Source organism: Sphingobium cyanobacteriorum (assembly GCF_030580935.1).
Lineage (GTDB): Bacteria > Pseudomonadota > Alphaproteobacteria > Sphingomonadales > Sphingomonadaceae > Sphingobium > Sphingobium cyanobacteriorum.
The window spans coordinates 79,430-90,738 of sequence record NZ_JAUQOM010000012.1; the positions used below are offsets into that span (position 1 = coordinate 79,430).

The window sequence follows — 11,309 nt, forward strand, 5'->3', positions numbered from 1 at the left end:
GCCTCGAGGCTCAAGCCCCGCTGGCATGAAAAAGGGGCGCCACGCCGTCAGGCGCAGCGCCCCTTCCGCGGTGTCGAGAGAGGGAGGCTCAGGCCCACTCGAACCGCGAGCTGTCATCCGTGTCCGCGGTTGCGATCAGGCGCGCCAGGCGGTCGGCGTAATGGTCGACATTCTGCTCCCGCATCCGGCGTCGGACAGCGGGGTTTTCGAACCGCTTGCGTAGCTCGTCCACGGGCATTTCGCCGACGCTGTCGGGTCGCAGCCCGAGGCTCTCCAGCAGGGCGTAGGCGTTGCCGGTAGCGAGGTCCATTTCGACGCCGAGGGAAGCCGGCTCGGCCTCGCGCTGATCGATCCCGACGATGACGAGGAGCGGCCTCTCGCCTACAGCTTCGAGGCCCGCGTCTGCCCGCTGGCTCTCGCCAGCATGGCGCGCGTCTTCGACTTCGCGACGGATGTGATCGCCGTCCTCGACGAGGCGCAGTTCCGAAACCGGCGCGTCTCCTTCTACCGCAGCCGGCCGGATGGTCCGGTCGCGATGCGACCGTCCATCACGTCCGACCTCCGAGCGAAGCAAGGAGCGGAAGGCGGCGAGCTGGCGGGCATTGATGGTGGCGGTCGGACCGTCACGATCATCGGCGGCAGTGGCAATACGAAACACGATGGACATCTCGACCTCCTTTGGTTCGACACATCCCTCGATCCCCCTCTCCTTTGCTGTCCCGAGACGTCGCTCTGCGTGGGTGCCGGCGGGCGTGCGAGGCGTAGCGAGCTGGCAACCCCGATGGGGGTTGCCGCGACGCGAGCGAGCACGCCCGTCGGCGGGTCAGCGGCGCTGGTTCGTCGGTTCGTCCGGGGCGTCGTCGCGGATCTCGATGGTCTCGCTGTCGCCGTCGTCGCGGACAAGGGCGGGCTTGCCCGCACGAGCCGCATCGACGGCGGCGTCCTGCGGCCAGTCGCCGTATTCGCGCAGCACCTTGATCATGTGCGCTTCGGCGCTGAGGCGGTGCGGGTGATTTGTGATGATGGTGTCGAACGACAGGGACTGGTGGACGGTCTGGATCGTCATGGCGGCGGACCTCCGATCGGTGAAATAAGGGTCGCCGGCGATGCGTAGCGAGCGACAGGCGAAGGCCTGTTGCGACGCGAGCGAGGCGGGCGATCTGGAATGCGAGCGGCAGCTCAGTCCCACGCGGCGCGATGGGGCTCGATGCCCCGGAGCGCCGCATTGGCACGACAGAAAAGGAAGGAGAGACGCCGGCCGAAGCCGACGCCTCTCCCGAAGCGCTCAGGCGCGCTTGGCGGTGGTCTGATGCGCGAGACGGACGACGTGCAGCGGCACCCCGGCCTGACGCAGCTTCTGCGCGAGGTTGGCCTGGATGCCCGTGCCCTCGCAGACGACGGCTTCGACCGGCTTCAGCCCGAGGATGCGCTCGTTGCGGATGAAGGCTGCCTTGTTCCCGGCGCTGCGGTCCAGCATGAACTTGATGACCTTCACGCCCCGCGATGCGGCCCAGGCGTGCGCGATGGCGTCGGCACCCTTGGACTGCGCGGTGGTCGCCAGGATCATCTCCGGGATGCGCGTCTTGATCTTGTCGAGACCCTTGTAGAGCAGGTCGGCGTCGTTCCAGTCCTTCTGGCCTCCGGAGAAGGCAACCACCGGACCCTCGGGCGCGAACTGCTCCCGGCGTTCCCGGCTGCGTGCGGCGAGGTAATCCCGCGCGTCGATCATCGAGGCGGTCAGGCCGCTCGAGACCCGGCTGCCGCGCACCGGCGAGAAGGGCTTGCCGGTTTCGACGCGGTACACCTCGGCGGCGTGGTCGCGCATGCACTCCATCGCTTCCCGGCAACCCTGCAGCGTCTGGCAGAGCGTCTGGGTGTCCTCCAGCTCGGTCGCGTAGATCTCGCTGGGGTCGAAGGCGCGGGCGAGTTCCCGCAGCTTGTTCGCCGCGTCGTCCTCGCGTCCCTCGATGCGCTTCGCAACGACGTGGAAGCTGTTCGCGAAGCCCCACGCGAGGTCTGCCGCGAAGGGCTCCATTCGAGTGTCGCGCAGCACGTCGAACATCGTCGCCATCATCATCTCGGTAGCGGCCCGGACCTGCTCGGGATCGGGCATGTCCAGCTGCTCCGGCGCGTCGACGACGCTGAGCTTGGCCATCTCGCTGTGTTCGATGAAAGCACCCTCGTAGGTCTGCGTGAGGGTGTCGTTGCGGCGCTCGTCGGCAACGAAGCTGGCGAGATCGGCGAAGTTCGTGAAAGTGGTCATTTGAGCCTCCAAGGTTGATGTTCTCATCTTCTTGATGAGGCTCCTCCCCCGGCATTCGGTGGTCAGGTCGGTCAGGGACGTTAACCGGGAAGCCGGCGAGCCTCGTGCTCGCCGGACCCCGGTTAACGCCGCGAAGCGGGGCGTGGGGGAGCCGATTTTCTCGTGGTCGGCCCGTAGGGTCGGCCGCGTGAAAATTGGGGGAACCGCGCATCCTTGACCGGCCTGAATCCCCGGATGCCAAACTAGGAGGTCAGAGAGAGAGTTATTGGTTTGAGGTGTAGTACGACGACTGCCCAGAGGACCCGGCCGCGCGAGCGGCCGGTGCCACGTTGGCGTCGTCGGATGCGGTTGGCAGTTTGAGCGATGACCGATCGCCGCCCGACGGCGAGCGGGGTCTCAGTCGTTATCGCCCCGCAAGGGGATCGTTACCCGAATGGGCGGAAACCCGCCTGCGGGGTTCCGGTCGGCGCAGCCGACTAGAGCCCCGGTCCCGGCATGGCCGGGATGCGCCGCAACACCTTCTCTCCGGCCACTCTCTCCTCGACCTGGCAGCCTCGGAAGGCTCCGGTCCCCCTCTCCTTTCAACCCCGGGGCGATGCGTCGCATGGTCCGTCCGATCGGAGGTGGTGGAAGATTGAGGCGCAGCTCGTCTGGACTTGGTGTCCAAGGGCGCGAGCAAGCGAAAAGGGGCGGCTTGCGCCGCCCCCGCTGGTCAGTAGAACTCGACCCGGTCCGCGATGATCTCGCAGCCGTAGCGGTCGACGCCGTTGTCCTGCCACTTCGTGTAGTGGAGCCGTCCCTCGACGGCGACCAGGTCGCCCTTCTGGCGGTTGGCGGCGATCGCCTTGGCGAGGCCGTTGAAGGTCGTGACCTTGTGGAACTCGACCTCCTTCGCGGTGAAGCCGGTCTGCGGATCCTTGTAGGTCTTGCCGTCCTTGTCGAGCTTCGGGCGGTCCGTCGCGACGATGATGGTGGTGATGCTGGTGTTGCCCGCGGTGCGCGTCGTGGGGTCCTTGGCGATACGGCCGACCAGGTTCACGTTGTTCATGTAAGCCTCCTTGGGTGCCGGCGGCCTCCCCGCCGGTGCCACTGATGAGCGGCGGCCGGGATCGCGTCGCACCGCGCGGGCGCAGCCCGCGCGGGGAACCCCTGGAGCGAGCTGGTGCGGGCAGGCGCGCCGAAGGCGCGGCAACACGGGCTCGCGGATGGGGTTGCGACGTGGTCCCGGCCGCCGCAGGTGGCACTGCGAGGCGGGGTGGCTTCGCCGGCACCTCAAAAGAGGCTGGAATGGGCAATGTGGACCGACCAGGGCGGTTCTCTCGCCAAGAGTCCCCGCGACGGTCGGCGCATTGCGGGCAGCGCCAGCATTGCCATCTGCGCGGCGGACCCCTGCGAGACGGGCAAGGCCTGCGGGAATCCGCGATTGGCCGCGAGGGGTCGTGGGCCACTCGGGTCGCGGCTCGGCCCGCTGGCGAATGCCGGCAATCGTGAGAGGGCGCTGTCATCGAGGGCGGCGCTCGCGAAGTGGCGATGGCGGTGTTGGTCGCGTGCTGCGAGGCGCGCGATCGGGTCGGTCCTGACCGCGGGGCGGCAGAGCCGACCCGATCGCACTGGCGAGCGTCCCTTCCGCAAGGGGATCGTCACCCGCATGGGCGGAAACCCGCGTGCGGGGTTCCGGTCGGCAAGGCCGACTAGAGCCCCGGTCCCGTCCGCCCTGAGCACCGCGAGGGGGCGTGCGGGATGCGCCGGTCAGTGCGGTGTGTAGTCCCGGAGAGGACGGCTGATGCGCAGAAATTGTGCCGGCCCCGTGGCGTTAGGGCCTGCATCGGCGGACCAGCGGCCGAGATGGTCGATGTAGAGCCAGAGGCTCGCCAGGTCGTCGTTGATGAGGTCGTCGGTCATCGACGCCTCGCGCACGAACTGTTCGTCGAGGGCGCTCCAGTCGAGGGCGTCGAGGAAACGCTCGCGCCGATCCGCGAAGCGGGCGAGCGCGGCGTAATCCCGTTCGGCCGTGGCGAGGTGCTGATCGAGGGAGAGAGGCATGGCGGCGGCTCCTGTCGGTGAGCCCGTAAGGGCGAACAAAGACAGGGCCCGCCTCGCCGGGGTGAGCGAAGCGAGCCCTGCAGGTCCGCGCGCGGGGGCTTGGACGCGCGGTGGGGAGGAGAAAACCGGGGTGGGAGGCACCCCGGGCGGTCGGTCAGACCGTCTCGGGCTCGGCCGGCTGCGCGGCGCGGCGGCGGCCGCCCTTGGCGGGCGTCTCCGGCGTGTCGCCGAAGCCGGTGCCGGCGGTGGATTCGCCGAGGCCGTCGGTGGCGCCGGTGGTCTCGCCGGCGGGCGTGTCGTCGCTGGTGCCGGGGAACGGCGGCAGGCCGTCGTCACCCTTGGGGGCCATCGCGGCGGCGACGTCGCGGCGGCGCTGCGGGCGCTGCCAGACGAGGTTGTACGAGCCGTCCTGCTGGCGGAAGGCCGAGACGTAGAGCGGCTGCGCGAGGCTCGGATCGTCGATGCGGCCGTTGAGGAACGCCTCGCCGGTCGCGCTGGCGGTGAGCTCGAAGAGCGCGCCGACCTGCACCCACTCGCGCGAGCCCGGGTTGACGGCGTGGATCTCGTACTTCGGCGCCTTGGGGTTGGCGCTGCGGACCTCGCGGAGCGCGATGGTCATCGCGACGGTGAGGGTCGACACGCGGCCGATGAAGATGCCGGCGTCGTTCTGCTTGATGGAACCGATGTTCATGGCGAAACCTCCTGATGCTCTCGAACCCCTTGTCCGAGACACCTCACTCTCACCCCCTCTCCTCCCCGGCCGTCGGCCGGGCAGGCGCGCAAGCGCCCTCATCGCAAGCGCTCTTCGCGCGGCGATGGTCGTCGCTCCAGAGGGTCAGGGGGTCGATTGGCCGGCCTTTGTAGTTGCACGGATGGACGTGCGCTGGCATATACATGGCATATCCAAGGAGATGGGCCATGGCTCAGGCAATGCCGGCGACCGGCGCGCGCGCAGCGAAGCTGTTCCGCAACAATCGTAGTCAGGCGGTGAGGATTCCGGCCGAGTTCGAATTGCCCGGAACCTCGGTCCTTATTCACAAAGTGGGCGATAAGCTCATCATCGAGCCCGAGCCCAAGGCCGATCTCGCCACGATCTTGCGATCTCTATCCCCGCTCGGACCGGAGGATCAGTTTCCCGACGATACCGACAAAGGCCTGGGATCGCTCCGAAGCGTCGATCTGTGACCGCCAAACGATACATGCTCGACACGAACATCGTGTCGGACATGGTGCGCGATCCTCAGGGACGCGTGTTCCGCAAAGTTGTCGAACTCGACGGTGAAGGGCTGTGCGTCAGCATCATCACCGCGGCGGAGCTGCGTTATGGCTGCGCGAAGAAGGGGTCGTCCAAGTTGCTCGCTCAGGTCGAGGCGATCCTCGAAGGGCTTGAGATAATCCCGCTCGAGGTGCCGGCCGACACGGAATATGGCGGTCTGAGAGCTGAGCTGGAGGCAGAGGGCAAGACGATTGGTCCGAACGATCTGCTCATTGGAGCACATGCGCTCACGATCGGCGCAACGCTCGTGACCGCCAACGAGGGCGAGTTTCGACGGATCCGAGGCCTCGAGGTCGAGAACTGGCTCGTCTGACGGGGAACACCTTTCGGCGGTGATCGAGACCGTGCTGGTGGGAACGAGCTTAGTTTGCGCCCTGCGACGACCAGCTTGCGCCGAACTCCTGCAGCTCTGGAGCTGAGCATACCACTGTGAGGAAACTCCCCTCTTGGCTGCGCTTGAGCCGTGTAAGTCCAGCGTAGATAGCCGCCATGCCCTCCGCTCCCACTGCACGGCGGATATGGATCACCAGCAAGCGTGTTTCCCAGCCTTTGAAGCTGTGAAGAGTTGTGGCTTTGACACGGGCGTCGCCAACGTAGAACGCCATTTTAAGCCGATTCTGTTTCATTTTCTCCCGCTCAAATGTGTGAGCCGTCCGGACTCCGTAGGTGTTAAGTTCGTCTACGACAGCACGTCCAAAGTCTATGTCGTTGGCAAGAAATGTTATATCTGCGTTCGCCAAGCCGTTCGTCCCGGTCCGACGCATCATCGTCAGAATTTCATTAACGCACTGACGCATGGAGTCGGGGTCTTGAGTTTGAACCCAGCGGATATCGCACGGGAATAAATCAAGGGTTGATTGGTCTAATGCTGGAGGTACGCTCGTTTCGCCTGGAAGGAAGCGTCGCGTAAAATCTCGGGCCATGCGGAGTGCGTCTGGAGGCATTCGATAGCTGACGTCGAGCTGCGCCCAACGACCTCCTGGGAAGCCGGCACCGACCATAGCCGCTTCTGTCCAGTTCTTCGCCGTTCCGTAGATGTCTTGCGTCACGTCGGCTGCAAGCCACATCTCGCCGCCGGGTTTACATATTTCCCTGAGTGCGTTCCACCATAGGGGTAAATAATCCTGACCTTCGTCAACGAGCACCGCATCGTACTTGGCTGCTGCGCCAGATCGCGCAGCTTCCAGAGCTACGTATGGGACCGCCTCGTTCATGACCTTGGGCAACACCGGCTTGAGCCTAAGCGCCTCTTCCCGGGGCGGCAGCTTGAGCTTCATCACCTTAGTAATCGGCTGCATAGCCAGTGCGTATTCTTCTTCGAACCCAGCCTCGTTACAGACGTCTTTGCACCACTCATGAAAGTGTACGAACGTGAGTCTGGACAGATAACCTTTCTTCTTTACTTCTCGTGCAACAAGATCGCGGAGATAGTGCCATAAGGTCATATTGAACGTAACGATCAACACGTCCTTGCCTTCGTCAGCCAGCCTTGCTGCACGGGCTGCTAGAACAAGCGATTTACCGCTTCCAGCCGGACCTCGGATACGCCGGAAGCCAGACTCGGTCCGACTGTCCGCCAGTGAGCGCTGATTTCGATCCAGCTGAAGAGGTTCGCGTTGCTCACGTGCAAAGTCCGGCTCGACCAACCAGCCGCGGAGATCATCAGCAATCGCTGGTGTCATAAGCCGACTGGCCTCGTGCTTAATCACGGGAAACATCGCTCTGACGTCAAGATCTCGGAGTTGCTCCTCTCCGGCAACAGGCCAATAACTAGCAGCCTTCGCCCGTTCCTCATCCTTCAAGAAAGGGAGCTGTAAGCTTTTCACTCTCGCCTGAGAGGCGAAAGGGAAAACGACCGTTGCGGCAATCGCAGCATAGCCGAAACGTGCTTGCAGTCTTGGGCAATAGATATTGAAGATTGCGTCCTTGTATCGGCGGATTTTTTGAAACGGATTATCGACCCGAAATGTCCTACCGTCCTTCGATGCAACCAGTTCAACACGACCTCCGTCATACCGCCGCACGTCATAGGCCATCGCGTTAAGGTCCCAGTCTTTGACCTCTATGACAACGACGCCGACCTTCGGGTTTAGCAGAACGAAGTCAGGGCGGAGCCCGTTTAGGTGGGGTTGGATGTAGATTTCCCACTCATTATCGAGCGTCGTGTCCATCAACTCGAAAAGCCGGTTCTCCCCGGCTGTCATTTGTTGCCTAAGGTGACCGTGGTCGGCTCTCGGAGGATGAACAATACGATTCATAATAGATGACGTCTCGGCCGGTTCTCATTTGCGAGAAGCGGCATCGCATGCGATGCTCTCAAGGGCAAACCGAAGCCGAAAACCGATCCCACTCGTCGCGGGACGTTGCGGCATGCCCTTCGATGGGGACCGGCGCTCCTGCCAGGGCGTCGGTCCTTTTCGCAAGTGGATCGTCACCCCTCAGGGCGGAGACCCGCTCGCGGGGCTCCGGTCGGCGAAGCCGAGTAGAGCCGCGGTCCCGCCCGGAGCTTCAGCGCAGGGCGGGATGCGCCGACACCGTTTCTTGATTCTACAGGTCGCCGATCTCGGCGATCAGCGTCTCGGCATGGACCGCGGGCACGATCCAGTTGCTGTATTTCGGCTTCCAGGCTGCTCGGCCGTCGATGATCTCGACGACGGCAGGACCGACGCGGGCGCGATCGGGCCACCAGAGCGCGGCATCGCCATTGTCGAAGTGCGTCACCCAGACCTTGCCGAGGCTGGTGTCGATGACCGACTTCGTCGTCACCCGACCAGGCCCGCGATCAGGTGCCAGATCGCGACGCCATTGGCGAACCAGCCATAGGCTGTGAGCAGGCCGATCGCCGCGATGAACGTGCGAGCGGAGGGCGAGAGTGGTCCGGCCGGGGCACGATCCTCGAAGTCGATCATCATGGTCAGGCAGCGTCCTCGCTGCCGACGTCGCGCCAGCGGTGGAGAAGATCCATCACGTCGCCGCGATAGCCGAGGCTGTCGGCGTAGATCGCCCCCGGGTGGCGTCCGAGGTATCGAACGACGCTGGTGATGTCGTCGGCGACCGATCGATCGAGTCCGAACAGGTCCGCGATCGGGAAATGGCCGAGATCGGTGCCGTTCCACCATGCGAGGAGGAAGCTGGCGACGCGGGCGGACTGGCCGGTGTCCGACTTGGCGAGAGCGAACAGCCGATCGAGCGCCGCGATGGGCGGTTGCTCGGCGTGCGTCTTCGGATGCCGGCGGAAGCTCAGGAGATGATCGGCACACACGCGCAGCGTGGTGTCCGAATAGTCGGGGCCGACTAGGTCGCGGAGGAGTTCGCGGGCAGCATCCTCGGCTTCTGCGCGTTCCTCGGGATTGATCGCGGTGGGTTGTGGCATGTCGGTTCCCCTCGACAGGAGTGTATCTCCGAAACCGGGGCGGCGCGACCCGCAACTGCTTCAGCAGTAGCGGGGTCGTTCCGCGGGGTAGGAGGGCGGTGCCGTCGTGGTGAAGACCAGCGCGCGGTGGCGACCGCCGTCGTAGGCGGCGGAGTCGACCGGGCGTTTGTTCCGCTGGAGACGGTCGAGCAGCCGGTTGGCCCGGGCCGCGATGGCTACTGCGGCGTCGTTGGTGGGCGCCAGGGCGAGCGGCCGGCGCAGATCGCCGGTGTCGTACCACCAGCCACCTTCTTCGGGACCGCCATAGGCACGGTCCACCTCGTACAGGGCGACGATGTAACGCATGGGATCGGTCCTCAGGTCAGGGGAGCGGGCATGGCGAGCCACTCGGGCTCGTCGTCGGCGATCGGCTTGTCGAAGGTCGCGGCCTCGGCTTCGGTGAAGACGGTGGCGTCGCGCAGACGTCCGAAGCCGGTTTCGTTGTTCCAGAAGCTGAGCCCGTATTCGGGGTGGCGGGTCGTCAGCACGAAGCCGTCGGTGCCCTCCTCGGTGTCGCGCTCGAGAGCGCGCTCGAGCTGGCGCGCCGAGTTGCCGAAGGTCACGCCGGCAGCGGTGATGGCGGCATAGCCGCCCCCGAACTCGCCGGGGCGCAGGCGATCGCAATCGAGCGCGTATTCAAAGCCGCAGGGCAGTGCGGACTTGCAGGTCGCGAAGATTAGGAGCGCGACGGCGTCGATGCCGACCTGGTCGCCGTGGAAGAACGCGGAGATGCCGCCTGCCTCGTTGGGCGTGTCGTCGACGTCGATCCGGCAGTCGAAGACGGGGAAGTCGGCGTCGTCGAACAGCGCGAGGAAGCCGCCGAAGGGATCGTCGGCGGTGGGCGGGAAGGCCGCGGCGAAGGCGGGGCCAAGCTGGTCGAACGCCTCCTGGCGGCCGAGCGCGTCGTCATCGTGATTTTCGAGCATGTCGCTCGCATCCTTCGCGAGCTGGAGCAGCTCGGCCTCTTCGGGCCGTACTGAGAGGATGAAGCTGGCCTTGGTGTAGTTGTTGGACATGGGAGAGGCTACTCAGTGCGAGGTTTCGAGGCCGGGTGAGCCTGTGGGGTTGCCGCGCAGCATCCAGGGCGCGGGCTGGATCTGGCGCGCCCAGTCGGCGAAGCTCGGGATTCGGCCGAGGTCCTCGGTGACGTGCTGTTCGCCGATCAGGCGAACCGGCACGTCCCGACCATCGCTGTTGCGGATCGTGACCCCGAAGATCGTCTCCAGCATGAAGATGCCTTCGGCATGGTGCCGCAGCGCACGGTGGCGCGGGTCGGCGATGATCTTCTTGGACTCGTCGAACCAGGTATGCAGCGGGAGGTAGTCCTCCGGCTTGCCGCCCCAGCGCTTCACCGAGCTGAGCGCGTGGTAGTAGCAGTGGGACATGGCTCAGAGCTCCGACACGGTCGTATCGAAGGTCTCGATGCGCCAGTTGTGGGTGAGCGTGACCGTTTGCGGCTCGGTCAGGATCTCCAGTTCGCCGCAGGAGCCGGCATTGTCCTCCCAGCCCATGTAGAGGGCGCAGAGTGCCTCCGTGGCGAAGCTGTCGAGCGCGGATGCGAGATCGGTGACGTCGCTGGCGATCGTGCCGTCGTAGCCGAGCTGGTGGCGTTCGCAGTCGACCGTGGGCAGGTCGACCTGCTCGCCGGCGGCGTCGAAGGCGAGGACGTCGTTGACCTGTCCCTCGTCGCCCTCGCCGTTGTAGTCGATGGTGATGCGGGCGATGCCGTGGGCGGCCAGGATCGGGAAGATGGCCTGCTTGCAGGCCTCGAAGGTGGTGGCCGCGGCGGGCGCGATGGTGGCGGTGTCGCTCATGCTGGCACCTGTTCGAGGCGAGCCTTCGCCTCGGCCGCGATCTGCGGATAGGCGGCGGCAAGGTTGCCGTTGAGCAGCGCGAAATCGGCAACTGGGAAGCTCCCATCCGGGGCTGGCCGGGTCGTCATCATCGCGCCGAGGATCACCTCGTCGAGGCTGCGCGGCGCGGTCGCGCTATGCCCGTCGTCGTAGCGGACGGGAGCGTTGAAGCCGGCCTCGATCCAGCTTCCGAGGCCGTCCTCCACCTCGGCGACATAGGCATCGACCGTGTCGTTGCGGGCGACGTCCCAGACCTTCAGGCCGAGCGTGTAGTAGGTGCCGAAGTCGTGTCGGTTGGTCAGGATGACCAGCGTGCAGCCCTCGTGCGGAGCCCCGAAGGGCTCTGTTGCAAAAATCGTGAAGCTTGAGCATGCTTGGCGGAGATTGGACGGACGGAACGATGACGGATTTCAAGTGGCGCCATTTCCAGGGTGATGTGATCCTGTGGGCGGTGCGCTGGTA

General features: G+C 65.4%; 17 protein-coding genes. 2 read left to right on the forward strand and 15 right to left on the reverse strand.

The genetic code is table 11. The features are described from left to right. Positions 1 to 88 precede the first annotated feature (88 nt). The 6 genes from Q4610_RS17720 to Q4610_RS17745 all read right to left on the reverse strand — a co-directional run bounded on the left by Q4610_RS17720 (position 89) and on the right by Q4610_RS17745 (position 4,997). On the reverse strand, positions 89 to 667 hold the full coding sequence (locus Q4610_RS17720; protein WP_304537272.1) for a hypothetical protein: 579 nt from the start codon (positions 665 to 667) through the stop codon (positions 89 to 91). A 156-nt stretch (positions 668 to 823) separates the two neighbouring features. Continuing rightward, complete coding sequence (locus Q4610_RS17725) at positions 824 to 1,066, reverse strand: hypothetical protein (protein ID WP_304537273.1); 243 nt, start codon at positions 1,064 to 1,066, stop codon at positions 824 to 826. 219 nt (positions 1,067 to 1,285) lie between these two features. Continuing rightward, positions 1,286 to 2,263, reverse strand: coding sequence for a DUF2493 domain-containing protein (locus tag Q4610_RS17730; RefSeq protein WP_304537274.1), 978 nt, complete (start codon positions 2,261 to 2,263; stop codon positions 1,286 to 1,288). A gap of 712 nt (positions 2,264 to 2,975) precedes the next feature. Beyond that, the gene (locus Q4610_RS17735; protein ID WP_304537275.1) at positions 2,976 to 3,311 is read right to left on the reverse strand and encodes a single-stranded DNA-binding protein; all 336 of its coding nucleotides are present in this window, start codon (positions 3,309 to 3,311) and stop codon (positions 2,976 to 2,978) included. A 701-nt stretch (positions 3,312 to 4,012) separates the two neighbouring features. Beyond that, positions 4,013 to 4,306, reverse strand: coding sequence for a hypothetical protein (locus Q4610_RS17740; RefSeq protein WP_304537276.1), 294 nt, complete (start codon positions 4,304 to 4,306; stop codon positions 4,013 to 4,015). Positions 4,307 to 4,460: 154 nt separating this feature from the next. Further along, positions 4,461 to 4,997 (reverse strand): DUF736 domain-containing protein, encoded by a 537-nt coding sequence (locus Q4610_RS17745; protein ID WP_304537277.1) that lies wholly within the window; start codon positions 4,995 to 4,997, stop codon positions 4,461 to 4,463. A gap of 227 nt (positions 4,998 to 5,224) precedes the next feature. Between Q4610_RS17745 and Q4610_RS17750 the strand changes: the two genes are divergently transcribed. Continuing rightward, positions 5,225 to 5,491 (forward strand): antitoxin, encoded by a 267-nt coding sequence (locus tag Q4610_RS17750; RefSeq protein ID WP_304537278.1) that lies wholly within the window; start codon positions 5,225 to 5,227, stop codon positions 5,489 to 5,491. Next, positions 5,488 to 5,895 carry a type II toxin-antitoxin system VapC family toxin gene (locus Q4610_RS17755; protein ID WP_336622877.1) on the forward strand — a complete coding sequence of 136 codons (408 nt, stop codon included), beginning with the start codon at positions 5,488 to 5,490 and terminating at the stop codon, positions 5,893 to 5,895. The genes Q4610_RS17750 and Q4610_RS17755 overlap by 4 nt, the downstream gene beginning before the upstream one ends. Before the next feature lie 49 nt (positions 5,896 to 5,944). Here the strand turns inward: Q4610_RS17755 and Q4610_RS17760 are convergent, their stop codons facing one another. The 9 genes from Q4610_RS17760 to Q4610_RS17800 all read right to left on the reverse strand — a co-directional run bounded on the left by Q4610_RS17760 (position 5,945) and on the right by Q4610_RS17800 (position 11,053). Beyond that, positions 5,945 to 7,786 carry a UvrD-helicase domain-containing protein gene (locus Q4610_RS17760; protein WP_304537279.1) on the reverse strand — a complete coding sequence of 614 codons (1,842 nt, stop codon included), beginning with the start codon at positions 7,784 to 7,786 and terminating at the stop codon, positions 5,945 to 5,947. 343 nt (positions 7,787 to 8,129) lie between these two features. After that, entirely contained in the window at positions 8,130 to 8,348 is a 219-nt protein-coding gene (locus Q4610_RS17765; RefSeq protein ID WP_304537280.1) for a hypothetical protein, read from the reverse strand. Beyond that, a complete protein-coding gene (locus Q4610_RS17770; protein ID WP_304537281.1) occupies positions 8,345 to 8,494 on the reverse strand; it encodes a hypothetical protein in 150 nt (49 codons plus the stop codon). The genes Q4610_RS17765 and Q4610_RS17770 overlap by 4 nt, the downstream gene beginning before the upstream one ends. A gap of 2 nt (positions 8,495 to 8,496) precedes the next feature. Next, the gene (locus Q4610_RS21740) at positions 8,497 to 8,955 is read right to left on the reverse strand and encodes a DUF7673 family protein (RefSeq protein WP_336622878.1); all 459 of its coding nucleotides are present in this window, start codon (positions 8,953 to 8,955) and stop codon (positions 8,497 to 8,499) included. 60 nt (positions 8,956 to 9,015) lie between these two features. Next, positions 9,016 to 9,300, reverse strand: coding sequence for a hypothetical protein (locus Q4610_RS17780; protein ID WP_304537282.1), 285 nt, complete (start codon positions 9,298 to 9,300; stop codon positions 9,016 to 9,018). A gap of 11 nt (positions 9,301 to 9,311) precedes the next feature. Further along, a complete protein-coding gene (locus Q4610_RS17785) occupies positions 9,312 to 10,010 on the reverse strand; it encodes a hypothetical protein (RefSeq protein WP_304537283.1) in 699 nt (232 codons plus the stop codon). Between the two features lie 12 nt (positions 10,011 to 10,022). Further along, positions 10,023 to 10,379, reverse strand: a complete 357-nt coding sequence (locus Q4610_RS17790) for a DUF6915 family protein (protein ID WP_304537284.1) — start codon at positions 10,377 to 10,379, stop codon at positions 10,023 to 10,025. Positions 10,380 to 10,382: 3 nt separating this feature from the next. After that, positions 10,383 to 10,808, reverse strand: a complete 426-nt coding sequence (locus Q4610_RS17795; protein ID WP_304537285.1) for a DUF6878 family protein — start codon at positions 10,806 to 10,808, stop codon at positions 10,383 to 10,385. After that, positions 10,805 to 11,053, reverse strand: coding sequence for a hypothetical protein (locus Q4610_RS17800; RefSeq protein WP_304537286.1), 249 nt, complete (start codon positions 11,051 to 11,053; stop codon positions 10,805 to 10,807). The genes Q4610_RS17795 and Q4610_RS17800 overlap by 4 nt, the downstream gene beginning before the upstream one ends. Positions 11,054 to 11,309: the final 256 nt, after the last annotated feature.

What these genes read in the sequence shown, in the direction of transcription:
- Q4610_RS17790 (WP_304537284.1), bottom strand. Translation starts at nt 10,379, where the DNA reads ATGTCCCACTGCTACTACCACGCGCTCAGCTCGGTGAAGCGCTGGGGC.
- Q4610_RS17760 (WP_304537279.1), bottom strand. Translation starts at nt 7,786, where the DNA reads ATGACAGCCGGGGAGAACCGGCTTTTCGAGTTGATGGACACGACGCTC.
- Q4610_RS17720 (WP_304537272.1), bottom strand. Translation starts at nt 667, where the DNA reads ATGTCCATCGTGTTTCGTATTGCCACTGCCGCCGATGATCGTGACGGT.
- Q4610_RS17770 (WP_304537281.1), bottom strand. Translation starts at nt 8,494, where the DNA reads ATGATGATCGACTTCGAGGATCGTGCCCCGGCCGGACCACTCTCGCCC.
- Q4610_RS17735 (WP_304537275.1), bottom strand. Translation starts at nt 3,311, where the DNA reads ATGAACAACGTGAACCTGGTCGGCCGTATCGCCAAGGACCCCACGACG.
- Q4610_RS17750 (WP_304537278.1), top strand. Translation starts at nt 5,225, where the DNA reads ATGGCTCAGGCAATGCCGGCGACCGGCGCGCGCGCAGCGAAGCTGTTC.
- Q4610_RS17780 (WP_304537282.1), bottom strand. Translation starts at nt 9,300, where the DNA reads ATGCGTTACATCGTCGCCCTGTACGAGGTGGACCGTGCCTATGGCGGT.
- Q4610_RS17785 (WP_304537283.1), bottom strand. Translation starts at nt 10,010, where the DNA reads ATGTCCAACAACTACACCAAGGCCAGCTTCATCCTCTCAGTACGGCCC.
- Q4610_RS17740 (WP_304537276.1), bottom strand. Translation starts at nt 4,306, where the DNA reads ATGCCTCTCTCCCTCGATCAGCACCTCGCCACGGCCGAACGGGATTAC.
- Q4610_RS21740 (WP_336622878.1), bottom strand. Translation starts at nt 8,955, where the DNA reads ATGCCACAACCCACCGCGATCAATCCCGAGGAACGCGCAGAAGCCGAG.
- Q4610_RS17795 (WP_304537285.1), bottom strand. Translation starts at nt 10,808, where the DNA reads ATGAGCGACACCGCCACCATCGCGCCCGCCGCGGCCACCACCTTCGAG.
- Q4610_RS17730 (WP_304537274.1), bottom strand. Translation starts at nt 2,263, where the DNA reads ATGACCACTTTCACGAACTTCGCCGATCTCGCCAGCTTCGTTGCCGAC.
- Q4610_RS17745 (WP_304537277.1), bottom strand. Translation starts at nt 4,997, where the DNA reads ATGAACATCGGTTCCATCAAGCAGAACGACGCCGGCATCTTCATCGGC.
- Q4610_RS17725 (WP_304537273.1), bottom strand. Translation starts at nt 1,066, where the DNA reads ATGACGATCCAGACCGTCCACCAGTCCCTGTCGTTCGACACCATCATC.